This window comes from Enterobacter sp. Ag1, from assembly GCA_000277545.1.
Classification (GTDB): domain Bacteria; phylum Pseudomonadota; class Gammaproteobacteria; order Enterobacterales; family Enterobacteriaceae; genus Cedecea.
In genome coordinates this window covers 79,766-106,751 of record AKXM01000005.1, presented here as the reverse complement: position 1 = coordinate 106,751, position 26,986 = coordinate 79,766, and the positions used below count along the sequence as shown (strand labels likewise).

Sequence of the window (26,986 nt, the reverse complement as noted above, 5' to 3'; positions counted from 1 at the left end):
AAGGCATGGCAAAACTGCGGGTTGGTATCGTGTTTGGTGGAAAATCGGCAGAACACGAGGTGTCGCTGCAGTCGGCAAAAAATATCGTCGACGCCATTGATAAGTCGAAGTTTGATGTTGTGCTGCTGGGGATTGATAAACAGGGCCAGTGGCATATCAACGATGCGTCCAGCTACCTGCTGAACGCCAACAATCCGGCGCTTATCGCCCTGAACCGGTCAGAGAAAAACGTGGCGCTGGTCCCCGGCCAGACCGAACACCAGCTGATTGAAACCAGCACCGCAGAACAGCTTTCCCAAATTGACGTGATTTTCCCGATTGTGCACGGCACGCTGGGCGAAGACGGTTCCCTGCAGGGCATGCTCCGCGTCGCCAATCTGCCGTTCGTCGGCTCCGGCGTGCTGGGCTCAGCGGTCAGCATGGATAAAGACGTCGCCAAACGCCTGCTGCGCGATGCGGGCCTGAACGTGGCTCCGTTCATCACGCTAACCCGCGCTAACCGCGCCAAAATCAGCTTCGCCGAGGTTGAAAAACAGCTGGGTCTGCCGCTGTTTGTCAAGCCAGCCAACCAGGGTTCCTCCGTCGGCGTCAGCAAAGCCAGCACCGAAGAGCAATATCACGCGGCGGTGGCGTTAGCCTTTGAGTTTGACCATAAAGTGGTGGTTGAAACCGGTATTAAAGGCCGTGAAATCGAGTGCGCCGTGCTGGGGAATGATTACCCGCAGGCCAGCACCTGCGGCGAGATCGTGGTGAACAGCGAGTTCTATTCGTACGACACCAAGTACATTGATGAGCAGGCGGCACAGGTTGTCGTTCCGGCGGCGCTCGACGCCGACGTTAACGACAAAATCCGTAAAATTGCGGTTCGTGCCTATCAGGCGCTGGAATGTAGCGGCATGGCCCGCGTCGACGTGTTCCTGACGGAAACTAACGACGTGATCATCAATGAGATCAACACGCTGCCGGGCTTTACCAACATCAGCATGTATCCCAAGCTGTGGCAGGCCAGCGGTATCAGCTACCAGGAGTTGATAACCCGCCTGATTGAGCTTGCCCTTGAGCGCCACCAGCAGGATTGCGCGCTGAAAAGCTCGATCACTTCGTAATCCTTAAGGCTCCGCCGTGCCCGACTCTTCCCGGGGACGGCGGATAATAAAGCCCGCAAGCCAAAAACCGATCGCCCAGGTCACCAGCCCCACCGCATAGCTCTGCCAGCCCTTCGTTTCCAGGCCCAGCAGGCCGACCACGCCATTCAGAATAAAAATCAGCCCAATCGCCACCGCATAGTAGTGCCAGTCCCGACGCATTTTCAGGGTTAACATAGCCGCCTCACGCATTCAAAAATAAGCCTGCTGGCATTGTCGCACATCGGCGGCAGAGAAACGCGCGGTTGCCACGCACTCCGCTAGCATAATGTTAACGAGATTTACCTTAGGTTACGAAAATGTGAACTTGAGCAAAAAATGCAAATCCAGGAGGATTCTGGCCTCCAAATTACCAGCAATCTGATATTGACAACGCTTATCACCTGCCAAAATTCACGCCATGAGATGCCACACATTCGGTTCAGATTGCGTTTTTACGGGAGGTCGTGATGCCTGATATTTCATTGTCGAAAGCCGTTATTCCGGCTACTCGGGTCATAATGACAGCAAAATCAGAAAGATCGGTGCCGGGCAATATCGCCTATGCGCTGTTCGTTCTCTTTTGCTTCTGGGTGGCCACCCAAATGCTGAATCTTATTGTGCAGGCGCCCGGCCTGCTGGAATACCTGGCGCAAGGCAACGATGCCAGCCGCCCGCGCATTGAGATGGGCCTGGCGGTCAGCACCGTGTTCGGGCTGATTCCCTTCCTGCTTGGCGCTGTCTCCATCGGCATTGTCGCCCTGACGATACGCCTGAGAAACCGCCGCCACTCCGCCTGGTATTACTGATCAAAAAGGCGGAAGCTATGCCGCTTCCGCCCGCCATCGTCACCTCTGCATACAGCTTGCCCGCCTGTCGTCCACGCGTTTTGCAAACCAGGCCGTGGTCAAATTACGGGTGATTTTAGGGCTTTCAAGCACGATCCCCGGCAGCACTTCTCTGGCCAGCGGCTGCCCCGCTTTTTTCTCCGCTATCGCGAAGACCTGCTTGTAAAGACTGGTTTTTTCAAACCCAATGCTGTCGCCTTTTTGTAGCGCCCGGCGGATTTCGCTGTCGCTCATATCCAGCTGTTTCGACAGCTTACGTACCGCCATTTCGGTGCTGCTCGGTTTATCGCTGGTGTAAAGGATCAGATCCCCGTCCAGCGCCAGCTTCACGCCCGTCGCCTTACTCACTGCGCTCTGGAAAGCCGCATTGCGGCTGGCGTACCAGCCCGCGTTGTAGTCGGCGAAGCGATAAAGCGGTTTCGTATAGTTAGCCGGGTAATTCAGCAAGTGGTAAGTCCCGAACCAAAGCCCACCGCGGCGGGTGAAAACTTCCTGCCTCACCGTCCCCTCTATTTTCCACGGGTAGCCATCGGTATGTTTCTCGGCAAACGCCACGCTGACCTGCATCGTGCCACCGGTACGTACCGGGTTAAAGCTGCCGAACAGCTTTTGCCCCATCGGCACCATCGTCAGGAAATCATCGAAAATAGCGCTGAGCTGCCCTTCGGTTTTGACGTTATCCAGCCGCTCGCTATAGCTTTTGCCGTTGGGGGAGTTAATGCGCAGCGCGGTGTGCACCAGCAGCGGCGGGATGTGCATTTTTTCCGCGCGGCGGTCGATCTCTTTCCAGGCAATTTTATTCAACCCCGGCACCGCCGGATCGGCCTGCAAATTAGACTCCTGCAGCGCCACCGCCAGCACCGAACAGATATTCTCTTCGCTCTGCTCGAGGTTCTGACTTTTCAGGGTCGTCAGCAGATCTTTTGCCAGCCCCGCGCGGTCCTTCACCCCGTCAGGGATTTTGCGCTGGGCCAGGGTTTCGATATCTACCGGTTTTGCCGCCGTTGTCGTGGTACCCGGCGTTGTGGTTTTAGTTGTACAGCCGGCCAGCACAAGCAGCGCCAGCAGCCCCGGCACGGCAAGCCGCCGGGCCGGAGAGAGAGAACCCACCATGTTAATATCCTTTCCCTTTCATCATCAACCGCACCACCCTGCCTGTTTTTCAGTTTGTGCGCTACTGGAAATCACCGATTGACAACTAGATGCCTGGTCAGTAATTTCATTTGCAACTACTGACCAGGCAAATATCATGAGTAATACTACGGGTAATCCCTATTCCAAACTGCACCTTGGCCTGCTGATTCACCTGTCGAACCAGTTCAAAGACCAGCTCATCACCCAGTACTTTTCGCCGATGGGCATCACCGGTGCGCAATTTAAAGTCTTGATAAGCATCTTTAAGGGCTTTAACAGCCCGGTAGAAGTCAGCAAAAACCTGGTGATGGATACCGGCGCCATGAGCCGCATGCTTGAACGAATGGTGAAGCGAGATCTGATCGTGCGAAACGTGAATCCCGAAGATAAACGCCAGGTCATTCTGGCGCTGACTGAGAAAGGGCAAGAGCTGTGCGAAGCTTTCCAGAACGATGCGCTGGCGTCGATCATCGGCACCCTTACCGAGCGCCTGACGCCTGAAGAAGCAAAGCAGCTCAATGAACTGCTGATCAAAATGCTGCCGGATGAGATCACCGAGCGCCACCTCTAAGCTTTCTGATTAAGGCCACATACAAAATGCAAACCTCTACCGAGCAGGTTGAACGCGCGCCGAGCAAGCGCAAGCGTAACTTCGCCATTTTTCTCATTATCCTGCTGCTGATAGGCGCCGGTTGCGTGGCGTGGTACATGCTTTACGCGCGCTACTACGAAACCACCGACGACGCCTACGTCAACGGCAACCAGGTCACGCTGACGCCGCAAATCGGCGGCACGGTAACGCAGGTCAGCGTCGATGAAGGAGACTACGTCGAAAAAGGGCAGCCGCTGGTACAGCTCGACCCAAGCGACACCGAAATCGCGCTCCAGCAGGCAGAAGCCAACCTGGCGAATACCGTGCGTCAGGTACGTGGACTTTACAGCACCGCGGATAACTACCGGGCTCAGGTCGCCGCGAAGCAGGTGGCACTGCAAACGGCACAGAGCGACTACGCTCGCCGCCAGAAGATTTTTGCCACCGGGGCTATCGCCGCTGAAGACCTGTCCCATTACCGCGATGCCGTGACCAGCGCGCAAAGCGATCTCACCGCCGCCCAGCAGGCATTACGCACTAATTTAGCGATGGTGGATGACACGGTTATCGACAGCCATCCGGAAATTAAAAGCGCCGTAGCCACGCTGCGCCAGCGCTTCCTCGATAACGCCCGCAGCACCATCGTTGCGCCGGTGAGCGGCTTTGTCGCTAAACGCGCCGTTCAGCTGGGAATGCGCGTTGATTCCGGCACCACCCTGCTGGCGATTGTGCCGCTGGACCAGGTCTGGGTTGACGCCAACTTCAAAGAGAGCCAGATGCAGGACATGCGCCTGGGGCAGAAGGTAACGCTCACCGCCGATCTCTATGGGGACGACGTGGAGTATCACGGCACCATTGAAAGCCTCGGCATCGGCACCGGCAGCGCCTTCTCGCTGTTACCGGCCCAGAACGCCAGCGGGAACTGGATCAAAATCGTTCAGCGTCTGCCGGTGCGCATCACGCTTGATCCGCACGACATGCAGAAACACCCGCTGCGGGTAGGCCTGTCGATGTTCGCTCGCGTTGATATTCGCAATGCAGACGGCCACCTGCTGCCGCAAAAAACCGTCGCCGCGCCGCGCTTTACCACCGACGTTTACCAGAACGCGCTGGACGAAGCCGACCAACTGGTCACCAAAATCCTTCATGACAACAGCCAGCCGGTAGCGTCAGCCAACCGCTAAGAGAGACGTTATGCAAGATAAGGCGGCGTTTACGCCCCCCAGCCTGCTGCTGGCGACGATCGCGCTGTCGCTGGCGACGTTTATGCAGGTGCTGGACTCCACCATCGCTAACGTGGCGCTGCCGACGATCGCCGGTAATCTCGGCGTCAGCGCCGACCAGGGTACCTGGGTTATCACTTCGTTCGCGGTGTGTAACGCCATTGCCCTGCCGCTGACCGGCTGGTTTACCCGCCGGTTCGGGCAGCTCAAGCTGTTTGTGGGTTCTGTGGCGCTGTTCACCCTCACCTCGTTCCTGTGCGGCTTTGCCCACAGCATGACCGAGCTGATTATCTTCCGCGCGCTGCAGGGCTTTTTCGCCGGGCCAATGTTCCCGATGTGCCAGACGCTGTTGCTGATTATCTTCCCGTCCAGCAAGCGGAGTATGGCGCTGGCGCTGCTGTCGATGGTGACGGTTGTCGCGCCGATTGTCGGGCCGATCACCGGCGGCTGGATCACCGATAACTATTCCTGGCCGTGGATCTTCTACATCAACGTGCCGATCGGGATCTTTGCCGCCATCGTGGTCTGGACGCAGCTGCGCGAGCGTGAAGAAACGACCACCATCGCCCCTATCGACTACATCGGGATTGCGCTGCTGGTGCTGGGCGTGGGGCTGCTTCAGGTGGTGCTGGATAAAGGGAACGATCTCGACTGGTTCGCCTCGCCGGAGATCATCACCATGTCGGTAATCTCCGCGGTTTCACTGGTGTCGTTTGTCATTTGGGAGCTTGGCGAGCGTCACCCAATAGTCAACCTGCGGCTGTTCGCCGACCGCAACTTCGCCATCGGCACGCTGTCGCTGACGCTGGGCTACGCCGCGTTCTTCGCCATCAACATTATTCTGCCGCAGTGGCTGCAAACCCAGATGGGCTACACCGCCATCTGGGCCGGGCTGGCCGCCGCGCCGATGGGTGTGTTACCGCTGTTGCTGACGCCGATTGTCGGGCGCTACGCCAATAAGGTTGATATGCGCCTGCTGGCCACGCTGTCGTTCCTGACCATGGGCGCTTCGTGCCTGCTGCGCGCGCAGTTTAATACCAACGTGGATTTCCGCACCATCGCCGAAGTGCAGCTGTTTATGGGGATCGGCGTGGCGTTCTTCTTCATGCCGATCACCACCATTGTGCTGTCGAACCTGCACGGCGTTGAGGTCGCGGAAGGCTCCGGGCTGGCAACCTTCTTCCGCGTGCTTGGCGGGTCGTTTGCTTCGTCCCTGACCACCTGGATTTGGTCGCGCCGCGAGGTTTATCACCATGCCAACCTGACGGAGAGCGTCTCAGCCTACAATCCGTCGGCGGTGGATTACCTGCACAAGATGGGCGGCGCCACGCAGCAGCACCTGGCCGTGGTGGATAAAACCATTGAGCAGCAGGCCTATATGATGTCGACCATCGACTACTTCTGGCTGCTGGGCTGGGGCTTTATGGCGCTGATTGTCGTGATTTGGTTTGCCCGTCCGCCGTTTATACGGGCTGGAGCGCCGGGTGCCCCTTCCGCAGGGCATTGATCAGAAAGAACCAGTAAAAAGGGATGGCATTACGCCATCCCTTTTCTTTTCGCCTCAGACGGCTTCTTCGGTGCCCGGCACCGGCACATCCTGCAGCGTTCGCTCGAAGCTGCGCAGACGTTTGTAGATAGACATCAATTCAACCAGCGTGGTCCAGGAACTGATCAAGTACTGGAACGAGCCGCGCACCTGGCCAAAAGCGTTGGTGATCTGTTGCATCAGCCCCAGGGTAATCGCGCCTGCGGCAATAGAAGGGAACAGCAGGAAAAGACCAAACACGTTGTCTATCTGCAGATAAAGAATCCGCACAATATTAAAGTAGGTGTAGTGGAAGTAGAGACGGAAATAGTTATGCCGCACGTCGCCAAACAGCGCTTTAACCGTTGGCGGCGTAGCACGGCTGCCGTCGTCTTCCCCGTAAACCAGCTCTTTACGGTAGGCGGCCTCAACTTTTTGGTTATTAAACTGCAGCCCCGGCAGCTTTATCCCGACCGCGGCCAGCAGGCCGGTTCCCATTAGCGACCAGATAATCGCCGCAATCACCAGGCCATAAGGCACCGCCCCGACAATCGGCAATTCTTTCACGTGTGGAGACAGCGCGACAAGAATCGGCAGGAAAGCAATCAGCGTCATCACCGACTGCAGCAGGCTCACACCCATATCCTCAAGCGTTGAGGCAAAGCGCATGGTGTCTTCCTGCACACGCTGGGCAGCCCCTTCGATATGGCGCAGCTTCTGCCAGTGCTCCATATAGTAGTCGTTCATCGCCGTGCGCCAGCGAAACACATAATGGCTGATAAAGAAGCTGTTCAGCACGCCGACGGTGACATAAATCAGCGCGATACCAAGAAACACGCCGGTTTCGCTATAGAATCGCTGCAGCGGGACTTTATTCGGGGACGCTAACGCGGTTTGGATAAGGTCAAAGAACGGTGCATACCAGGCGTTGATCGCCACGCCCAGTTCGACCATAAACCAGGTCACAAAGACGATAAGCGAAGAGCCGAGAATTGACCAGCGCTGCCACGGATGCGGACTCACCAGTGCCCATACACCGGCAAAAAGGCCCACACTGACAGCATAAAAAGCATAAAAAACAAATGCTTTTAACGTCCAAAAACGTGCCGCACTGATCGGTATTTGCTGGCTGGCACCCGCAAGGTTTTCCAACCAGAGGCCGCCGCCGGCCTGCCAAAATATGACTGCGAGTAGTCCCCATATTGCCGCCGAAAGAAAAAACAGCTTCGGCGACGGGAAGAAAGATTTGAACATGACAACACTCCTGGGACGACTTTTTGTTGTTATATCTGCCGGTTATAGCGAACGTTCTACGATAATGCTTGCAGAATGTTGTATCAAGGAGTGAGAGAGGCTTACATAAGCTGGCGCCAGCCCTGGAGACAGGCCTCGGCCGTTTTTATGCGGGGGCCAGGAGACCGTTGTGCCCCTTCCCCGCTACCACAAGGCGGGGTTCAGGCCTGCCAACGCACTTCAAAAACGTGGCACGCCTGCCTGAAGATTAAATCGTGTAAAGCCTGGCGTGGCCAAAAGGCCGGGTTTTAAAACGGCGGTGCAGCCACAGATACTGCTCCGGCGCGCGCATAATTTCGTGCTCAATTTTACGGTTCATATAGGCTGCGGCGGCCTGCTCATCTTCGCCGGGATAATCACAGAACTCCGGCTCGATGACCAGCTGGTAGCCCGTCCCACAGGGCTTGCGGATCAAAACCGTGGTCAGAATGGCGGGTTTTGCCAGACGGGCAATAGTAAAGGTACCGTTGGTTGTCGCGGCCTGTTGAACCGCGAAGAAAGGCGCAAAAGAACTGCCTTTCGGACCATAGTCCTGATCCGGGGCGAACCACACCGCCTCGCCGGATTTCAGCGCTTTCACCATTCCCTTCAGGTTACGCCTGTCGAGCATCGCTTTGTTGGAGCGCGAGCGCCCACGGGTTTGCACATATTCCATGACTTTGTTGTTGTGCGGCCGATACATCGCCATCATCGGGCGACACAGCCCCATGACGCGCCCGCCCAGTTCCAGCGACATAAAATGCACGCCGATAACCATCACGCCTTTGCCTTTGTCGCAGGCGGCATTGATGTGCTCCAGGCCACGAACATCAAACCATTTTTGCACTCTCTCATCCGGCCAGAACCAGGCCATACCGGTTTCAATCAGTCCCATGCCGAGGGAGGCAAAGTTTTGCCGCACGGTGGCCTCAACCTGCGCTTCGCTGTAGTGCGGGAAGCAAAGGTGAAGATTCTGGCGGGCAATGGTGACCCGGCGCTTGAGAAAATGCATCGAGAAACGGCCAATCAGGTCGCCCATTTTCATCAATACCGGGTACGGAAGCTGAACCCACAGCCAAAGCACACCCAGCCCAAACCAGGTCAGCCAATAGCGAGGATGCAGGAGGCACTTATAAAACAGCGGTTTAGTAGACATATTCACTTCTTTAATGCGAGGGGATGATGTATCGCATAAAGAATTGAATCAATCGCGGTACGCCTTAAGCCGTTACTAAGATTCCGGGGTTCAGAAATAGTTGCACTCAGACCGTTAATAACGAGCAGGATAATACGCACTTTTTGCTAAAGCAGCGTAGCGAAATCATCGGTCTTTAATCTTATTTAAGATCTTTCTTTATGGTCGCCGGGCAACAGCGCCAGCCTGAGTGTAAAAACAGGCAAAAAATGCTTTATTAAACCGCAACTGACAAACTTTTGTGCGTCATCTGGTGATGTAACGCACGGTTACGCTTTTCAGGCCGTAAAGGCTGAATTGACGCTTTGCATAAGGGCGCGGAGTAGTATAAATACCTGCTATACCGCCTTATTTTTTAAACTGGATTTTTGCGTTGAAAACTCGTCTTCCTCGTCTTCTTTTGCTGGCCGCTGCGCTGCTGCCGGCGCTCAGTTTTGCGCAACCGTCTCCGGCACCTGAATTTGCCGCCGACGTTGTCGATCGCTATGCCAACCATATTTATTACGGCAGCGGAGCCACCGGCATGGCTATCGTGGTGATTGACGGTAACCAGCGGGTGTTTCGCAGCTTCGGCGATACCCGGCCAGGCAATAACGTTCGCCCGCAGCTGGATTCCGTGATCCGCATCGCCTCACTGACAAAGCTGATGACCAGCGAAATGCTGGTAAAAATGCTCGATCAGGGGAAGGTTCAGCTCAACGATCCGCTCAGCAAATATGCGCCTCCCGGCGCCCGGGTGCCGACCTTTAACGGCCAGCCGATTACGCTGATTAACCTGGCCACTCATACCAGTTCCCTGCCGCGCGAACAGCCCGGCGGCGCAGCGCACCGCACGGTGTTCACCTGGCCGACGCGGGATCAGCGCTGGAACTGGCTCTCGCAGGCCACGCTGAAAGCCGCCCCGGGTACCGTGGCCGCCTATTCAAACCTGGCGTTTGACCTGCTGGCTGATGCCCTGTCCCGTGCAACCGGCAGGCCATATGCCGACCTGTTCGATGAGCAAATCGCTCGCCCGCTGGGGATGAAAGACACCACCTTTACCCCGTCACCAGACCAGTGCAAGCGCCTGATGATTGCCGAGAAAGGCGCCAGCCCTTGCGATAACACGCTGGCGGCGGTGGGCAGCGGCGGCGTCTATTCTACCCCCGGCGATATGATGCGCTGGATGCAGCAATTCCTCTCTTCCGACTTCCATCATCGCGGCGGCCAGGCAGACAGAATGCAAACGCTGATTTATCAGCGCAGCCAGCTGCATAAGGTCATTGGCATGGATGTGCCGGGAAAAGCCGACGCGCTGGGCATGGGCTGGGTCTGGATGTCACCGAAAGAGGGCCGCCCGGGCATTATTCAGAAAACCGGCGGCGGCGGCGGCTTCATTACCTATATGGCGATGGTGCCGCAGAATAACGTGGGCGTTTTTGTGGTGGTCACACGCTCGCCGCTGACTCGCTTCGTTAACATGAGCGACGGCGTGAACGATCTGGTGACTGAACTTAGCGGTAATAAGGCTGTAGTAACACCGGCATCCTGAGGATTGCGCGCGGCGTTTAGCTTACCGCCGCGCCATTTTTACGGCGCTTCTTATCCACATACATAAGCGTGTCCGCCTCGCGTATCGCATCGTCCGGCGTGATAGTAGCCGGATTCACGGCGATAGCCCCGATGCTGGGCCCCGCATAATCAATCACGCAGGATTTTAGCTGGTACTCGCCGCTCAGCAGCTCTGCCAGTCTGGCACGAAAAGCCATGGTCGCTCGCAGAGCTTCGCTGTATTCCGTAGGCCCCGCACCGGCAACGATAAACTCATCGCCGCCCAGGCGACCTAATATTTCGTCCCCCCTCACGCCCTCTTTCAGCCGCTGGCCGATGGCGCAAAGGAAATCGTCCCCGGTTTCATGCCCGTGCAGATCGTTTATCTGTTTAAATCCATCCAGATCGGCAAAGGCCACCAGCACGTAGCGGGCGTCATCTTTGGCGCGCGAGAACAAACGAGGCAGCTGATCGAAGACCGCGCGGCGGTTAGGCAACCCGGTTAATTCATCGGTGTAGCTGGCGGTCGTCAGCGCGACGTTGGCCTGCTGAAGCTTTTTCAATAGCTGCTCATTCTGAATCTGCTGTGCAATCAGCTGAGAAAACAGCTGCAAGACCTGTTCGCTATGATCGGTCAGCTCGCGCTGTTCAGAACTGGCGGCGCAGAGCGTGCCGTAGAGCGAACCATCGGCAAGGGTCACGGGCGTGCTGACGTAGGTCACAATCCCCAGCGCCTTTGCCGCTTCAGAGTCACCCCATACTTTTGCGACATCGCAGGTATAGCGGCGGCCTTCGTCTAAAGCGCGTTTACATAGCGTGTCTTCCCAGGGCACGGAAAGCCCTTCGGGAATATTCATCGCCTTGGTATTGCGGGAGAAAACAATTTGCTGCTGGCTACCCTCCGCATCAATGCGGGTCAGGTAGGTGGATTCCATGTTAGTCACCAGCTCCAGCATTTCCAGCAGCTGTCTGACCAAACCTTCCAGGGTGTATTCGGCGTCTAAAGCGGAAGAGATTCGCTCAATCAGATTATCAATCATCACACTGAAATACCTTTATCGGAGGTGCAGACTTGCGCCGGGAAGCGCACTTTTTACCGTATCACAACGGCAACTTCTACCCCTCAAAATATGATATTTCTGCCGGTAATTAAACCTTGCAAAATGTAGCGACTTAGTGTGAATGCAGCTTGCCCCGGAAATCCAGAGAGATAAGCACCACCGAAGAGATAATCAGCAGCGACCCCAGCCAGTCCGGCAGCGTAAAGCTAATGCCCAGCAGCAGCACCGAGAGCAATGCGCTGCTCAGCGGCTCCGCGCAGCTAAGAATGCTGGCCTTTGGCCCGCCAATCATTTGCGCCCCTGTCAGGTAGAGGCTGAAAGTGATCGCCGTGCCGACTATCACCAGGTAGAAGAAGGCCAGCAGCGTGCCGCCGGTGGCGGTGAAACTGCCGATCTGGCTGGCGTAAAACGGCAGCAGCGCCGCGCCGCCCAGCAGCATACTCCAGCCCACAACGGGCAGTGTGCCGTAGCGAGCAATCAGCTTCGAGGGATAGGTCGTGTAAAACGCTGCGGCAAACGCGGAGGCGATACCCCAGAACAACGCGCTGCCGGAAATGGTAATCGACGCTGGGTTGCCATGAGTCACCAGCACAAACGTCCCGATTAACGAGGTGCCAATCGCGGCATAAACCAGTTTGCCGGAACGCTTTTTCCGCACAAAGGCAAACCAGGCCACGATAATGGTCGGCGAAAGGAATTGCAGCACCGTTGCTGTCGCGGCGTTTGACTGTTCGATGGTCAAAAGGAAGGTCAGCTGCACCGTCAACGCGCCGCAGAGGGTAAAAATCAGCAGGGAAATCAGGTCGTTTCGTTGCTTAAACACGGCGAAGATTTTGTCCCCGTGCATAAACGACAGCATCAGCAGAATCAGGCCGGAGAACAGCAGTCGGAGCATGGTCAGTGACGCCGAGGAAATATGGCTTTGCTCCATGATGTACTGCGCACAAACCCCGGAGCTTCCCCACAGCACCGCTGCAAACAACACATACAGCATCCCTTTCCGACTAACGCTCATTCCCCTGCCCTTTTAACACCCGTTTCTTTAGCGCAGCATGATAGCGTAAATCAGGGAGGATTAGTTGCCGAACGTTGCTGTTGTCCACCTCCGGCCTGGCATAATCAGCGGCTATCGTAGATTGTAAATGACACTTACCTGAATGAATTTTTTTTCTCGTGGTGTGCAACCGTAATCGTCTCCTCGGGATCGCTTCCTTTCCAGCACGTTCCATCGATAAAACAATCATCCTGTTTTGTATATCCTTTTTCCTCCAGATAAAGATCAACTTTGCTGGAGTCATCAATATCATAAAAGCTGACTGCATGGATAAATGCGGCAGGTCCGGTAATATTCACATAATTAAAGTCGTAGCGGGGGGAAATACGCGGCATTTGTCGCAGGATATCGGGGGTATAAAATTTATATTTCCGCTTGTCCTGTTCGGTGTAATGGGCGCTACCCTCAAAGCTCATCTCTATATAGGGCCAGGCCCAGATCAGCCCGGCGGTAATCACCACAGCGACCGCGATAAGCACTTTTAAAGCGTTACGCATAAGGCAACGTCCCTCCCTTTGCTTTATCGATATATGAGCCATCGGCGCTGACGACCCTGACAATGCCTGTACGGAAATCGTTCCACGGCCTGGCGGTTTGCATAAAGTTATCCTAAATCCGGGAAGGAGACGGACGTTGCTATCGGCAACTTCCGGTACAGCAAAAGTAGCGGCAATCAGTAGTCATAAATGACGGCGATCTGGATAATATTTTTTTCTGCCAAATGGCTTACTGTGATCGTCTCCTCGGGATCGCTCCCCTGCCAGCAAGCAGCTTCTATAAAGCAATCATTTTGTTTTACATACCCTTTTACATCCAGATAGGTATCTATTCTGCTGGAGTCAGCAACATCATAGAATCGGATCGCATGAATAAATGCCCCAGGCCCGGTAACGTTCACATAGTCAAAGTCGTACCGGGGGGAAATCCGCGGCATTTCTCGCAGAATATCGGGGGTATAAAATTTATATTCCCGTTTGTCCTGCTCGGTGTAATGGGCGCTACCCGCGAACTCCATTGTTATATAAGGCCACGCCCACACCAGCCCGGCGGCAATCACCACAACGACCGCGGTAAAAATTTTTAAAGCGTTACGCATAAGGTAGTACCCCGTTTCTTCCATTATCGATATATGAGCCATCGGCGCTGACGACCCTGACAATACCTGAGCGGAAGTCGCTCCACGGCCTGACGGTTTGCATAAAGTTAGGCAAGTTGCCCTTGTAAGGTCTGGCGTTGGGGAAGATATCGGGGTCGGGAAACAGCAGCGGCCGGAACGATTCGTTTTTCCAGCCGCCAATTTTGCCGTAATGATCCCAGCGTTTAAGCGCTTTTTCTCGGCTGACTACACGTAACATGCCAAATGGCTTTGGGATAGAAACAACCCGATAGAACCCCAGCAAATTTGACACCAGATCCTCGCCGCTAAATCCGCTGTCCGTCACCAGGCTAACGGGGAATGACGCCTGCAGCCCTTCGAACTTGCGCGCCAACGACATCATCATTGCCAGCGCAATACTTCTGCGCTCAAGTGGGGTGCGGCCACGTTTAATCCGCCATTTAATAAATTTGCCCATTTTAATCAGTCGGCCCGGGCTGGTCATAGCCTGTGAATAAGCTACATCGTAATACTCCTTTTCCTGCCTTTCCCCCGAGTCAATGTCCCGCAACAAATTTCGTATATCGGTCCCCTGAGCGTGGCCCAAATCGACCCATCCCAGTACTTCTGTATAAATAAGACCATGGGAGATATCAACAGCAACCTCTCCACCAATTATATCACTCCGCTTGCTCATCGCTTTACACTCCTTGTTCAATAGATGAGATTTAATTTATGCAGTCACCTGTTTCATTCATCATAATTATATTACCCAGACATCACATCATTAAATATAATAACTCATAAAACAAACCCCTCTCGATTATATATAATCTCTCAAACCAGGAGATAAATTGCCACTGGAGAATATAAAATAAAAACTTAATTAATATTTAATTATAAATAACGCCAACCCGATTAAAAGCAGCTGGCGTTATTGGGGGGGACTTTAGTGGGTTTTACGGCGCAGCAGCTTAAAGGCAATAAAGAGGAACACTATCCAGGCCGGCAGCAGCATGGCAGACACGCGCATCCCGTCAATGGTACACATCAGCCCCAGCACCATCATCATAAAGGCGATGCACAGGTAGTTACCGAACGGGTAAAGCAGCGCCTTGAAGCGGGTTTCATGCCCCTGACGGCGCATCGCGCGACGGAACTTGATGTGCGCCAGCGAAATCATGATCCAGTTCAGCAGCAGCGTTGCCACCACCAGCGCCATCAGCAGGCCAAAGGCGTCATGCGGCAGCACATAGTTGAGGACGACAACCAGCGAAGTGATCGCGCCAGACAGCAGCAGTGAATTCACCGGCACGCCACCGCGGCTGACTTTCGCCAGGAATTTTGGCGCATTGCGCTGCACGGAGAGGCCGAACAGCATCCGGCTGTTGGAATACACGCCGCTGTTATAAACCGACAGCGAAGCCACCAGAATCACGAAGTTGAGCGCCGAGGCAACCACATTGCTGTTCAGCTCGTGGAAAATCATCACAAACGGACTGCTGTTGGACTTGATCTCCAGCCACGGGTAGAGCGAAAGCAGCACCACCAGCGAGCCGATATAAAACAGCAGAATGCGATACACCACCTGGTTCACCGCTTTCGGGATGGTGGTTTGTGGCGAACGCGCCTCGGCCGCCGTAATACCGATAAGCTCCAGCCCGCCGAACGAGAACATAATCACCGCGAGGGACAAAATCAGCCCGTGCCAGCCCGTGGCGAGGAAGCCGCCGTGCTGCCAGAGGTTGCTCACGCCCGCGCGCTCGCCGCCGTGGCCGGAAGCCAGCAGCCAGATGCCGAAGCCAATCATGCCGACAATCGCCAGCACCTTAATCAGCGCAAACCAGAACTCCATCTCGCCATAAAGGCGCACGTTCACGAGGTTCGCGGCGTTAATCACCACGAAGAACAGCGCCACCCAGGTCCAGGTCGGCACGTCCGGGAACCAGTACTGCATATAAATGCCGCCGGCGGTCAGCTCTGCCATGCCGACCAGCACGAACATCACCCAGTAGTTCCAGCCGGACAGGAAGCCGGCAAACGGCCCCCAATATTTATAGGCAAAATGCGAAAACGAACCAGAAACCGGCTCTTCAACCACCATTTCACCGAGCTGGCGCATGATCAGAAATGCAATGATCCCCGCCACGCCGTAGCCCAGCAGGACCGCAGGCCCCGCCATTTGGATCGCCGGGCCAATGCCGAGAAAGAGTCCGGTGCCGATCGCACCGCCCAGCGCAATCAGCTGAATATGGCGATTCTGCAAGCCGCGCTGTAATTGATGGCCATCCTCCGGCCCCGCACTCTGGCCCTGTGGCTCAGAGGCGACTGACGTGTTTTTCACGCCCTGCTCCTTTGTGATTTGTCAAAGGGGCACCTTTTAACACCTGAAGCTAAGAGTGGCAAGGAATGGTTACACTTCGGAAATAATCCTTGGTGAATGTTATGCTCACGCCCGTTTATCACCGGAGGAAAGGAGCAGGCATTGAAAACGCAAAAACGGGCGCTGGGCTGCGTGGCTATCGTCGTGGATGATTACGACAAGGCGATTGAATACTACACCCAAAAACTGGGCTTCACGCTCGTGGAGGACACGCCTCAAGAGGGAAAACGCTGGGTTGTGGTCACGCCAAACCCGGAAAGTGATTGCCACCTGCTGTTAGCCAAAGCCACCAACGAACGCCAGCAGGCTTCTATTGGCGATCAGTGCGGCGGCAGGGTTTTCCTTTTCCTTCACACCGATGATTTTTGGCGCGATCACGCCATGATGACGGCCAACGGCGTGCATTTCTGCGAAGTTCCACGAGAGGAAGAATACGGCACGGTTGCCGTCTTTGAAGATCTCTACGGCAACCGCTGGGACTTGCTCCAGCACAACTAATACGCTTTGTACGGGCTACGGAAGTAAAAAGTTAAATACTCTAAATAATTCAAGCTACAACAAGGCGGCAAGGCCAGTCATCCCCAGGAGCATAGCTAAACTATGTGACTGGGGTGACAAATCCGTCGGGAACGGATTTGAACGCTGCTCGCAGCGGCCCTTTAGGGTGAGGCTCATGGATAAGCCGAATAACAGGTGCGGTCAACGCGGGTATAGCTTGAAGAATGACGAGTATAAGGCATAGCGTTTCGTTATTAGACAGGCAAGATCTGGGCTTTTATCTTTCGTCATGATTTGTAAATTTTACAGCAAAAAATCTTGAGGGAATGCTATTGGCCAGGTTACTTGACGCATTACAAACAAAACCCACGCGCTTTCGCCTGGCCTTACAGGCAGCCCTGATTAGCAGCGTGGTGGCTTTCTCCGGCGCGGCGGCGGCCGATGACCTCTTAAAAGAGGGCATCACGCCCGCCACCGACGCCAGTCAAATCCCGGCCACGGCCAAGCTGCGCAAAGACACCGTGGTCGCCGGGATTTCCGAACCTCAGGGGATCTTCAACCCTTACTTCTTCGTTAACGGCTGGGATGAAAACGTCACCAACGTCATTTTCTCACGCCTGATCGACTGGGACAGCCATGGCAATCTGGTCCCTGGCCTCGCCGAAAGCTGGACGGTCAGCCCGGATGGCAAAGTCTATACCATCAAACTGCGCCCTGGCCTGACCTTTAGCGACGGTTCCCCGCTGACCGCCGAAGACGTCGCGTTCACGCTCACCGTGCTGTATGACCCGAAATATGATGGCGATACCGACATCACGCTCGCCAACATCGCGGGCGGTGCCGAATACAAAGCCGGGAAAGCCGACAGCGTCAGCGGCCTGAAGGTGATTGACCCGCTCACGCTGCAGGTCACCACCACCCAGCCGGGTGCGACCACGCCAGGCAAAATCGGCGGCCCCGTGCTATCGAAGGCGTACTACGGCAAAGGCTACCAGCGCGGCAACCTGGATTACCTGCGTACCCTGCACGGCAAACCGCTGGGCAACGGCCCGTATGTGTATGAGAAATACATCCCAGGGCAGGAAATTCGCTTCCACGCCAACACCCATTTCTATCGCGGCACCCCGCCAACGCCGCGCTTTATTTACCGCGTGACTAACCCGTCCACCAACTTCCAGCTGTTCCAGACCGGCGAGACGGATTACGACGCCTTTACTTCCCGCCCGGATGATATTGAGCAGCTAAAACTACTGGGCTTCGCCAATATCAACCTTTACGGCTCCAGCGACTACAGCAAGGTCGAATTCAACGTTCGCCGCCCGGCGCTGCAGGACGTAAAAGTTCGCCAGGCGCTGATCTACGGTCTGGATCGCCAAAAACTGATCGACGTGGTCTACCAGGGCTACGGCACGGTCGCCAACGAGCCGATCTCGCCGATTTCCTGGGCTTATAACCCGGAGGGCGTGAACCCGTATAAATTCGATCAGGCGCAGGCGAAAAAACTACTGGATGAAGCAGGCTGGAAGCCTGGCCCGGACGGCATCCGCGTGAAGGACGGCAAGCGCCTGGAGCTGACGCTGCTGGTCAGCAAAAAAGTGCTGAACGACGCGCTGATCCCTATCGCCAAAGAGAACTGGCAGCAGATCGGCGTGCTGCTGAAGCCGCAGGTTGTCGACTTCAATGCCCTGATGGCGCAGCGTAAAGCGGGCAACTACGATCTGGCCTCCTTTAGCACCAGCACGCTGAACGATCCGCACGACGGCGTGTGGGATTACTACAGCACCGAAGCCAAAGAATCCGGCTATAACAATCCGCAGGTGGACAAGCTGATTAACGAAGGCAATGCCATCCTCGACGAAGAAAAGCGCAAGGCAATCTACCACGAGCTGTATAAAGTACTGGCGGCAGATCCCCCGGCGATTCTGCTCGGCAACCGCAAAATCCTGTCCGCCAGCAGCGCCCGCGTCACCGGCTTTAAGCCAGACATCTACAACGGCCTGACCGGCAGCCTGCCGGATGTGAAAATCGTTAAGTAACGCAGTAACCCTTGCCGCCACCCTTTCACCGGGGCGGCGGCAGTGAGAACGTGATGAAAAATTTTATTCTGCGCCGCCTGCTGCAAACCCTGCCGATGCTGCTGCTCGCCTCGTTTATTATCTTTATGCTGTTTGCAAAAACGCCCGGGGATTTTATCGACGGCAATATTACGCTGACCGCCGCCCGCGCTGCCGAGCTCAAAGCAATTTACGGCCTCGACCAGCCGCTGTTCACCCGCTACCTTCACTGGCTTGGGCAACTGCTGACGGGAGACCTGGGCTTCTCTCTGCAATATCAAATCCCCGTTAGCCAATTGCTGAACCAGTACATCTGGAACTCTTTCCTGCTGGCCGCCATTGCGCTGGTGTTTTACTGGGGGATTGGTCTGGCGGTGGGGATTGTTTCGGCCATGAGACCCAATTCGCTGTTTGATCATCTGGTCAGCGTGCTGGTGTTCGCCGCCATGTCTTTCCCGACCTTTTTCCTCTGCCTGCTGCTGATCAAGTGGTTCGCGGTAGACCTGCACTGGCTGCCAGTCGGCGGCATGACCAACACCGGCAGCGACGCCACCGGCTGGGCCTACGTCGTGCAGGTTGCCGCCCACCTTGTGCTGCCCGTACTCGCGCTGGTGATGCTGCAGGCGGGCAGCCTGACGCGCTACTTCCGCGCCAGTATGCTCGACGTGGTGAAAATGGACTTTATCCGCACCGCCCGCGCCAAGGGGCTGCGCGAGCATACCGTTATTCTTAAACACGCCCTGCGCAATGCGCTGCTGCCGATCATCACCCTGCTGGGCTTTGAGCTGCCGGGGCTGTTCTCCGGGGCAATCATTACCGAAAAGGTCTTTAACTGGCCGGGCGCCGGCCACATTCATATTGATTCCCTCGCCGCCCGTGACTACCCGGTTCTGATGGGCTTCACGCTGTTTCTGGCGGTACTGACCATCCTCGGCAACCTGATTGCCGACGTGCTTTACGCGTGGGCCGACCCGCGCATTCGGGTGAGGTCGTGATGCTCAGTTCTCTGTTTTCTACCAATCGCCGCCTGCGCAAAGCCGAAATTCCGGCGCTGGCACAGGTGACGCCTTCCCCGTGGCATCAGGCCTGGCAGGCGCTGAGGCGCAACCGCCTGGCGATGTTCTGCCTGATTCTGCTGATAGTGATGGCAATCTGGTGCGCCCTGGGGCCGCTCTGGTCGCCGTGGAAGGACGACGCCACCGACGCCCTGATGATCAACAAGCCGCCTGGCGAAATCCACTGGCTGGGCACCGACTTCCTCGGGCGCGATGTCTACACCCGCCTGCTGCTGGCCGGGCGCATCTCATTAATTATCGGCCTGCTGACCATGCTGCTCTCGGTTACCCTCGGCTACCTGCTCGGCGCGATTTCCGGCTATCTCGGCGGCTGGACCGACAAACTGATTATGCGCCTGGCGGATCTGGTGATGACCATTCCCAGCCTGCCGCTGCTGATCGTCGCGGGCGCGATGCTGTCGGAGCTCGACTTCTCGCCGGACTCGCGCATTTACATGGTGGTTATCATGCTGAGCCTGCTAGAGTGGCCGAAGCTGGCGCGCCTGGTGCGCGGGCAAATTCTCTCCCTGCGTGAGCGCGATTTTATGCTGGCGACCCGCGTATTAGGCCTTTCCGCCCGCCGCCGCCTGTTCGGGCACTTGCTGCCGAACACCATTCCAATTCTGGTGGTGATGGCGACGATGGCGGTGGCCAACGCCATTCTGATGGAGTCCGCGCTGAGCTACCTCGGCCTCGGCGTCGTGCCGCCCACGCCTTCGTGGGGCAACATGATGGACAGCGCCAACAGCCTGATCGACTTCCAGCGCCGCCCGTGGCTGTGGATGCCGCCGGGTATCGCCATTTTTATCACCGTGATCGCCATTAACGTGCTGGGCGACGGCCTGCGCGATGCGCTGGATCCGAAAATGAAGCGAGGCGCGAAATGAACGAAGCGCTGATTGAGTTCAATAACCTTTCCCTCTCCTTCGCCGGAGAGCATGGGCGCGTGCGTGCCGTGCAGGACGTGTCGTTTACCGTTCGCGCCGGGCAAACCGTCGGCGTCGTCGGCGAGTCAGGCTGCGGCAAAAGCGTGACCGCCATGTCGCTGATGGGGCTGCTGCCTCCGCAGGCGGCACGTATCGACGGCGGCGAAATCCTGTTTCAGGGGAAAAATCTGCTGGGCCTGAAGCCCGCGCAGATGGCAGATTTGCGCGGCAACGAACTGGCGATGATTTTCCAGGAGCCGATGACCGCCCTGAACCCGGTGCTGACTATCGGCGACCAGCTTTGCGAGCCGCTGATCCGCCACCGGGGCGAAACGCCCAAGGCCGCCTGGCAGCTGGCGACACAAATGCTGACCGACGTCGGGCTGGCGCGAGCGGAAAGCCTGATGGCCTGCTACCCGCACCAGCTTTCCGGCGGGATGTTACAGCGCGTGATGATCGCCATGGCGCTGAGCTGCAGGCCAAAGCTGCTGATCGCCGATGAGCCGACGACGGCGCTGGACGTCACCGTTCAGGCGCAGATCCTGCGTCTATTGCGGGATCAGGCTCGCCAGCACCGTATGGCGCTGATGCTGATCACCCACGATCTCGGCGTTATCGCCCAGATGGCCGAACACGTCGTGGTGATGTATGCCGGGCGCATCGTTGAGCAGGGGCCAACGGCGGAGGTGCTCCGCAATCCGCTGCACCCTTATACCAAAGGCCTGATTTCTTCCCGGCCTGTTCCCGGCGAACGCCGCCGCAGGCTCTATTCGATCCCCGGCCAGGTGCCCGATTTAGCCGCCCTGCCGCCCTACTGCGCCTTTACCGATCGCTGTGAACGCGCCACCGATCGCTGCCGCCAGGGCATTCCGTCGCTGCTCGGCCAGCAGCGCCAGGCCGCCTGTTTTTACAGTGAGTTAGCGGAGTCCGCATCGTGAACACTCAGTACGTTATTGAAGTCGAAGGGCTCAAAAAACACTTCCCGCTGCGCGACGGGCTTTTTGGCCAACAAACTGGTGAGCTGCGCGCGGTCGACGGCGTCAGCTTCAACATTCGCCAGGGCACGATTTTCGGCCTCGTGGGCGAGTCCGGCAGCGGAAAAACCACCGTTGGCCGCACCCTGCTTGGCCTGTATGACAAAACCGCCGGTAGCGTGAAGTATCGCGGCAAAGAATTGAGTGAGTTGAGCGCCAAAGAATCGCGGGCGCTGCGCCCCCAAATCCAGCTGGTATTTCAGGATCCTTACAGCTCTTTAAACCCGCGCATCCGCGTGGGCGATGCCATCGGGGAAGCGATGCTGGAGCACAAGCTGTGCACCCGCGCCGAACTGCGGGACAAGGTGCTGGAAGTGATGAAGATTTGCGGGCTGGCACCGCAGCATTACACCCGTTTCCCGCATGAGTTTTCCGGCGGCCAGCGCCAGCGCATCGGTATTGCCCGCGCGCTGATCCTTAACCCCGATTTTATTATTGCGGACGAACCGATCTCGGCGCTCGACGTCTCCATTCAGGCGCAGATCATCAACCTGTTTTCCGATCTGCGCGACGAACGCGGCGTGACGTTTCTGTTTATCTCGCACGATCTCGGCGTGGTGGAGCACCTCTGCGACGACGTCGCGGTGATGTATCTCGGCCAACTGGTGGAAACCGCCAGCCGCGACACGCTGTTCAGCCGACCACTGCACCCGTATACGCAGGCGCTGTTAGCCGCGGTTCCGACGCTGGATCCGGACAGCGAGCCGGTGGCCGCCATTCAGGGCGAAATCCCAGATCCTTCTCGCCCGCCTTCCGGCTGCCGCTTCTCCTCGCGCTGCCCGCTGGTCACCGACCGCTGCCGCCAGGAGGTCCCGGCGCTGCGGGAAGTGGGCGATGCTCATCGCGTCGCGTGTCATTTGGTGTAACTCTGTGATTCAGGCAGACAGTGGCCTGAATACGCTGTCTGCCACCACCTGCCCTGACTCCAGCTTGATCAGCCTGTCCGCCAGCGGGAAATAGCGGTCGTCGTGGGTAATGGCGAGCACCGTTTTGCCTTCCGCTTTCAGCATCGGCAGCAGCACTTTGTAGAACACCTCTTTAAAACCGGGATCCTGATCCGCCGCCCATTCGTCAAACAGATAAAAAGGCCGATTCTCCAGCCACGCCTGCAGCAGCGCGAGACGTTTACGCTGCCCCTGAGAAAGCGCGGTGGTCGAGAAACGCCCGCGCCGGAAGGCCACTTTGTGGTCGAGCTTCAGCAGATGCAGCAGCTTGTTCACCTGGTCCGCCGTGCGCTCGTGGACGTTATCCACGTCATCGAACAGGAAGAAATCATTGAATACCACGGCAAAATGCTGGCGGTAGATCTCACGCTGCTCGGGCGTTATCAGCCTGCCGTTTAGTCGGAGGTCGCCGCTGTCCGGCGGGTAAAGGCCCACCAGCAGATTGGCCAGCGTGGTTTTCCCGCTGCCGTTGCCGCCCACCAGAAAGACCAGCTCGCCCTGAGTGAAACGAAGATTAAGCGGCCCGAGAGTAAAACGTTCCCCCTCTTCGCCCTGATATTCGTAGCGAATATCGGCCAGCTCAAGGCCGTCAAAACGCGGCGGGCTTTTCAGCGGCAGCAGCTTTTCCTGCGGCAGATCGGTTTTAAGCTGGGCGATTCGCTGGAGCGCGATGCGGGCGCTGGTCACCGTCGGCAGCGCCGACAAAACGCCTTCCACCGGCACAATCATGTACAGAAAAATCATCGTGTAGCCGGTCATCACCGCCGAACTCAGCGCCAGCGACTCCCGCAGCCAGTAAAGCACCACGCCGATAAACGCGAAGAACAGCACGCTACCCCAGCTCTTCGCCAGGCCGTAAAACACATACCCACGAGTGCGTTCGATGCGCACCGCCTCGATATTCTCGCTCAGTGGTCCGTCGACAAAATGCCGCCTGCGCGACGGGTTCAGGCGAAACTCGCGCCCGCCATCGAACAGTTTTTTACACTGGGCAATCAGCGTATCTTCCCGCTGCCGCGAGCTACGCAACAGCCCCAACGCTTTACCGTGGGCGGCGCGGTAGCCCATCGCCCCCAGGCCAAGCACCAGCAGCGCCAGCAGCAGGACCTGCCACGACAGCGTGCCGAGGTAAATCAGGCAGCCGACAATCGCCGCCCCATAGATAAGCAGCCCCGGCAGGCTGACGAAAAAGACCACCAGCGTGTCGAGATCCTGAGTCAGAATGGACACCGCTTTTGCCATGCCGGTTTTCTCCAGCTGCGCCCAGGCGGTTTCGCTGACGTGATCCACCACGTCTTTGCGCAGCGTGGCCTTCACTTTTTGCCCGAGCCACATAAACAGCGTTTCGGCCAGCACGCGGGTGCCCAGCATTAACGCGGCCAGCAACACAAACTTCAGCGCCACGTCGGCCAGCCCGCCGGGCGGCAGCGTCAGGCTATGGTTGATCACCGCCAGCAGCGAGGCGTTGCTTAACCCGCTGACCACGCTGGCAAACGCCGCCAGCACCAGCCAGCCGCCCACCAGGCGGAACAGCATCATTAACAGAGACATTGTTACTTCCTTTTCGACATTACTCTGCCGGCGCTATTGTTGATGTGTATGCGCCCGGCTACGGATCAGCGGCCATACCAGCAGCGGTACGCCGACCAGCGACGCCACCAGCCCCACGGGCAGCTGACGCGGATAGAGAAAATTGCGGCCCATCCAGTCCGCCAGCACCATAATCAGCGCGGACAGCAGCGCAGCGGTGAACAGCTGCGCCATCGGGCGTTTCGCGCCGGCTTTTCTCGCCAGATGCGGCCCCAGCAGCCCGACAAACGACACCGGCCCGACGATCAGCGTGGCCAGCCCGGTCATCAATGCGGCCAGCGCCAGCACGCTAATCCTCGCCCTGGCGACATTCACGCCCAGCGAACCGCTCACCTGCCCGAGCGGCAGCAGCAGTAGCCAGCGTTTGCACAGCGGAGAAACCGCCAACAGCAGCAACATGGCGAAGAACACGCCGATGGCGATGCCGTTATTGACGTAGTAGGTGCTGCCGGTCATCAGCTGCAGCAGCATCGAACTGGCCTGGCGGTTATTCAGCATCACAATGCTGGCGATGGCCTGGAACAGCGCGTTCAGCGCCAGACCGTTCAGCAGCACCCGCTGCGGGTTAAAGGCGCTCTGGCGGCTGCTCCACAGCGTTACCAGCAGGCTGATCAGCGCCCCGGTGGCGCTGCTGAGGATCATCAGCCCCGTTCCGCCCATGGGGAACAGCAGCAGAAATGCCGTCACGCCCATCGCCGCCCCGCCGCCAATGCCGAGGATCTCCGGGCTTGCCAGCGGGTTACCGCTGACGCGCTGCATCAACACGCCCGCCGCCGCCAGCAAAGCCCCGGCGCTCAATGCCGCCAGCAGGCGCGGCAGGCGCATCGGCAGCAAAGCGGGTTGCTCCGCAAGGGTCGTCCAGTGCCAGCCGTGCAGCCCCTGGCCGACAAACAGCGACAGCACAACAGCCACCAGCAGCAGCGCAGAAGCCATGCCCGCCGGGAAGCGCACGCCGCCCGCTTCGCCTTCGTAAGCTGAAGGCGTGGTATCCAGTACCTGGTGCCGGGCCTTGCCCGCCAGCAGGATTAGCAGCGGGCCGCCGGTCAGGGCAGTTAACATCCCCACCGGCAGCAGCTGCCCGTCCAGCAGCGTGATACGGCTGACGCACAGGTCGGTGAACCACAGCAAACCGGCCCCAATAAGCAGCGAGTGGCTGAGCATTTGCCGGGTGGTACGCGCCCCACCTAAGCGCGCCAGGTGCGGGGCGGCCAGGCCGATAAAACCAATCACCCCGACGCTGTTAATGATTAAGGCGCTCATCACCAGCGCCAGCGCCATCGCTACCGAACGGATCAGCAGCGGAGAAGCCCCCAGGCTGCTCACCATCGCCTCCGGGAGCCTGAGCAGCGCCAGCGGGCGCAGCAACAACAGCAAAGCCAGGCCGCACAGCCCGAGCCAGGGCAGAATCGCCGTCACGCCGCTCCAGTCCTGCTGCGCCAGCGAACCGCCGCCCCACATCAGCACCGTCAGCAGAAAACGGTCGTTGATCACCGCCATGATCATCGTCAGCGAGCCGCACCACAGGTTGACCAACATCCCCGCCTGAATCATCACCAGCGGCGACAGGCGCTGCCGCCAGGAAAGCAGCAACACCAGCAGCAAAGCGACAACTTCCCCGGTAATCACTATGCCGGTTCGTGCAGAGAGCAGCGTCGCCGGGAACCACATCGACGCCACACCCAAAGCCAGCGTTGCGCCGGAAGTCATGCCGAGGGTAATCGGTTCCGCCAGCGGATTGCGCAGCGCCCGCTGCATCAGCCAGCCGCAAAGGGCCAGTACGGCGCCGCCGAGTAAAGCCATCACCTGGCGTGGGAACCACATGGAGTGCAGGATCACCGCCTGCGCGTCGGCCATTTTCGAGCTAAACAGCACGTTCAGGCCGTGCAGAAGCCCGTCGTGCTGCGCGACGTTTTGCAGCGCCATGACGATGCTCGCCAGCCAAAGCCCGGCGATCAGCAGCCAGGAAGCCGTCGTTTTTCCCGTCTCAGCCATGCTGCCACCCCGCCACGATTTGCCCCAATGCTTCGGCAATGCGCGTGGCCGTCACCAGCGCACCACCGGAATTGAATTTTTGCGCCGGGAACGCCAACTGAGTCTGAGAAGTGAGCGGCAGGCGCTGCCAGAGCAGTGAACTCTGCCAGCGTTGGATCTGCGGCCATTGCCCGTCCTCCGGCAAAAGAATCAGCCCGGCATTGTCTGTCCCAATGCGCGTCAGCTCGACCATAGCCTCGCCCTGCGCGTTAACGCCGCCGCGCCAGGCATTGCTGAAACCGCAGCGCGACAGCACATCTCCGGCAAGGCTGCCCGCGCCGTAAAGCCGCATATGCAGCGCGTCTACCGGCGTGGCGATAAACAGCGGACGTTGATAAGCAGAAGCGGATTCTCTGGCACGAATCGCAGCCTGCTCAAAAGCCGCCGTGACCGCACGAGCCTGCGCCTGGCGCTGGAGTACAACAGCCAGCTTATCGAGGGAAATTTGCCATTCGGCGAGACTGCCGGTTGGCAGCGTCAGCGTGGGCGCAATACGATCCAACTGAGGCTTAAGAAGCGCGTGACCCGGCGTGATAACGATCAGATCGGGCTTTAGCGCATACAGGGTTTCGAGGTTTGGCTGAAACAGCAGGCCGATATCCACCACGCTGGCGGGCAGTTCCGGCGTGCCTATCAGCTTGCGATACCAGTCGGGGGCAGATACCGACTGCGGCCTCACGCCAAGCGCCAGAATCAGCTCAGTCAGCCCCCAGTCCAGCACGGCCAGGCGCTGCGGAGGCCCGGAAACGGCACCAGCCGCCCCGATAAACGGGGCGGCCAGCGCAAAGGTCAGTAAACGTCTGCGGGAGAGCATTCG

Annotated in this window: 25 protein-coding genes; 12 read left to right on the top strand and 13 right to left on the bottom strand. The window is 57.6% G+C overall.

The features are described 5' to 3' along the window. Nucleotides 1-5 precede the first annotated feature (5 nt). Nucleotides 6-1,106 carry a D-alanine--D-alanine ligase gene (ddlA, locus tag A936_RS03050; protein WP_008454473.1) on the top strand — a complete coding sequence of 367 codons (1,101 nt, stop codon included), beginning with the start codon at nt 6-8 and terminating at the stop codon, nt 1,104-1,106. Between the two features lie 3 nt (nt 1,107-1,109). Here ddlA and A936_RS03045 read toward each other — a convergent pair whose 3' ends face one another. Beyond that, entirely contained in the window at nt 1,110-1,322 is a 213-nt protein-coding gene (locus tag A936_RS03045; RefSeq protein WP_034807641.1) for a DUF2754 family protein, read from the bottom strand. Nucleotides 1,323-1,594: 272 nt separating this feature from the next. Between A936_RS03045 and A936_RS03040 the strand changes: the two genes are divergently transcribed. Further along, nucleotides 1,595-1,933 carry a DUF2755 family protein gene (locus A936_RS03040; RefSeq protein ID WP_034807571.1) on the top strand — a complete coding sequence of 113 codons (339 nt, stop codon included), beginning with the start codon at nt 1,595-1,597 and terminating at the stop codon, nt 1,931-1,933. A 39-nt stretch (nt 1,934-1,972) separates the two neighbouring features. Here A936_RS03040 and A936_RS03035 read toward each other — a convergent pair whose 3' ends face one another. Continuing rightward, entirely contained in the window at nt 1,973-3,085 is a 1,113-nt protein-coding gene (locus tag A936_RS03035; protein WP_008454467.1) for a DUF1615 domain-containing protein, read from the bottom strand. A gap of 136 nt (nt 3,086-3,221) precedes the next feature. Between A936_RS03035 and A936_RS03030 the strand changes: the two genes are divergently transcribed. From A936_RS03030 to A936_RS03020, 3 genes are read left to right on the top strand one after another with little or no spacing between them, the layout of a single operon-like run. Continuing rightward, nucleotides 3,222-3,677 (top strand): transcriptional regulator, SarA/Rot family, encoded by a 456-nt coding sequence (locus A936_RS03030; protein ID WP_008454465.1) that lies wholly within the window; start codon nt 3,222-3,224, stop codon nt 3,675-3,677. A 26-nt stretch (nt 3,678-3,703) separates the two neighbouring features. After that, a complete protein-coding gene (locus A936_RS03025; protein WP_008454462.1) occupies nt 3,704-4,882 on the top strand; it encodes an HlyD family secretion protein in 1,179 nt (392 codons plus the stop codon). Between the two features lie 10 nt (nt 4,883-4,892). Beyond that, nucleotides 4,893-6,428 carry a DHA2 family efflux MFS transporter permease subunit gene (locus A936_RS03020; protein WP_008454459.1) on the top strand — a complete coding sequence of 512 codons (1,536 nt, stop codon included), beginning with the start codon at nt 4,893-4,895 and terminating at the stop codon, nt 6,426-6,428. A gap of 54 nt (nt 6,429-6,482) precedes the next feature. On the opposite strand, the gene sbmA is transcribed toward A936_RS03020, so the two are convergent. Together sbmA and lpxP are read right to left on the bottom strand one after the other, a co-directional pair. Then, nucleotides 6,483-7,700, bottom strand: a complete 1,218-nt coding sequence (gene sbmA, locus A936_RS03015) for a peptide antibiotic transporter SbmA (RefSeq protein WP_008454456.1) — start codon at nt 7,698-7,700, stop codon at nt 6,483-6,485. A gap of 247 nt (nt 7,701-7,947) precedes the next feature. Further along, a complete protein-coding gene (gene lpxP, locus A936_RS03010) occupies nt 7,948-8,874 on the bottom strand; it encodes a kdo(2)-lipid IV(A) palmitoleoyltransferase (RefSeq protein WP_008454455.1) in 927 nt (308 codons plus the stop codon). Nucleotides 8,875-9,286: 412 nt separating this feature from the next. Between lpxP and ampH the strand changes: the two genes are divergently transcribed. Next, nucleotides 9,287-10,444, top strand: coding sequence for a D-alanyl-D-alanine-carboxypeptidase/endopeptidase AmpH (gene ampH / locus A936_RS03005; RefSeq protein ID WP_008454453.1), 1,158 nt, complete (start codon nt 9,287-9,289; stop codon nt 10,442-10,444). Between the two features lie 16 nt (nt 10,445-10,460). Here the strand turns inward: ampH and A936_RS03000 are convergent, their stop codons facing one another. The 6 genes from A936_RS03000 to pheP form a co-directional block, all read right to left on the bottom strand. Then, nucleotides 10,461-11,483 carry a sensor domain-containing diguanylate cyclase gene (locus tag A936_RS03000; protein ID WP_008454451.1) on the bottom strand — a complete coding sequence of 341 codons (1,023 nt, stop codon included), beginning with the start codon at nt 11,481-11,483 and terminating at the stop codon, nt 10,461-10,463. A gap of 133 nt (nt 11,484-11,616) precedes the next feature. Next, entirely contained in the window at nt 11,617-12,519 is a 903-nt protein-coding gene (locus A936_RS02995) for an EamA family transporter (protein ID WP_008454449.1), read from the bottom strand. A gap of 134 nt (nt 12,520-12,653) precedes the next feature. Next, entirely contained in the window at nt 12,654-13,055 is a 402-nt protein-coding gene (locus A936_RS02990) for a hypothetical protein (RefSeq protein WP_008454447.1), read from the bottom strand. A 176-nt stretch (nt 13,056-13,231) separates the two neighbouring features. Continuing rightward, the gene (locus A936_RS02985) at nt 13,232-13,654 is read right to left on the bottom strand and encodes a hypothetical protein (RefSeq protein WP_008454444.1); all 423 of its coding nucleotides are present in this window, start codon (nt 13,652-13,654) and stop codon (nt 13,232-13,234) included. Next, complete coding sequence (locus A936_RS02980; protein WP_008454442.1) at nt 13,647-14,351, bottom strand: hypothetical protein; 705 nt, start codon at nt 14,349-14,351, stop codon at nt 13,647-13,649. Before A936_RS02980 ends, A936_RS02985 begins: the two co-directional genes overlap by 8 nt. 252 nt (nt 14,352-14,603) lie before the next feature. Continuing rightward, nucleotides 14,604-15,998 (bottom strand): phenylalanine transporter, encoded by a 1,395-nt coding sequence (gene pheP / locus A936_RS02975; protein ID WP_008454440.1) that lies wholly within the window; start codon nt 15,996-15,998, stop codon nt 14,604-14,606. A gap of 141 nt (nt 15,999-16,139) precedes the next feature. On the opposite strand from pheP, the gene A936_RS02970 reads away from it, so the two are divergent. The 6 genes from A936_RS02970 to A936_RS02945 all read left to right on the top strand — a co-directional run bounded on the left by A936_RS02970 (nt 16,140) and on the right by A936_RS02945 (nt 22,470). Further along, nucleotides 16,140-16,535: a VOC family protein gene (locus tag A936_RS02970; protein WP_008454438.1), complete on the top strand. Its 396-nt coding sequence runs from the start codon at nt 16,140-16,142 to the stop codon at nt 16,533-16,535. Nucleotides 16,536-16,861: 326 nt separating this feature from the next. Next, nucleotides 16,862-18,571 (top strand): ABC transporter substrate-binding protein, encoded by a 1,710-nt coding sequence (locus A936_RS02965; protein ID WP_442892455.1) that lies wholly within the window; start codon nt 16,862-16,864, stop codon nt 18,569-18,571. A 53-nt stretch (nt 18,572-18,624) separates the two neighbouring features. Next, complete coding sequence (locus tag A936_RS02960) at nt 18,625-19,584, top strand: ABC transporter permease (protein ID WP_008454434.1); 960 nt, start codon at nt 18,625-18,627, stop codon at nt 19,582-19,584. Further along, on the top strand, nt 19,584-20,531 hold the full coding sequence (opp4C, locus tag A936_RS02955; RefSeq protein ID WP_008454432.1) for an oligopeptide ABC transporter permease: 948 nt from the start codon (nt 19,584-19,586) through the stop codon (nt 20,529-20,531). The genes A936_RS02960 and opp4C overlap by 1 nt, the downstream gene beginning before the upstream one ends. Beyond that, entirely contained in the window at nt 20,528-21,508 is a 981-nt protein-coding gene (locus A936_RS02950; RefSeq protein ID WP_008454431.1) for an ABC transporter ATP-binding protein, read from the top strand. Before opp4C ends, A936_RS02950 begins: the two co-directional genes overlap by 4 nt. After that, nucleotides 21,505-22,470 carry an ABC transporter ATP-binding protein gene (locus tag A936_RS02945; RefSeq protein ID WP_008454429.1) on the top strand — a complete coding sequence of 322 codons (966 nt, stop codon included), beginning with the start codon at nt 21,505-21,507 and terminating at the stop codon, nt 22,468-22,470. The genes A936_RS02950 and A936_RS02945 overlap by 4 nt, the downstream gene beginning before the upstream one ends. 9 nt (nt 22,471-22,479) lie before the next feature. Here the strand turns inward: A936_RS02945 and A936_RS02940 are convergent, their stop codons facing one another. The 3 genes from A936_RS02940 to A936_RS02930 are packed head-to-tail and all read right to left on the bottom strand — an operon-like array spanning nt 22,480 to nt 26,983. Next, a complete protein-coding gene (locus A936_RS02940; RefSeq protein WP_008454427.1) occupies nt 22,480-24,099 on the bottom strand; it encodes a cyclic peptide export ABC transporter in 1,620 nt (539 codons plus the stop codon). 33 nt (nt 24,100-24,132) lie between these two features. Then, on the bottom strand, nt 24,133-26,130 hold the full coding sequence (gene fhuB, locus A936_RS02935; protein WP_008454426.1) for a Fe(3+)-hydroxamate ABC transporter permease FhuB: 1,998 nt from the start codon (nt 26,128-26,130) through the stop codon (nt 24,133-24,135). Beyond that, entirely contained in the window at nt 26,123-26,983 is an 861-nt protein-coding gene (locus tag A936_RS02930; protein WP_008454425.1) for an iron-siderophore ABC transporter substrate-binding protein, read from the bottom strand. The genes fhuB and A936_RS02930 overlap by 8 nt, the downstream gene beginning before the upstream one ends. Nucleotides 26,984-26,986: the final 3 nt, after the last annotated feature.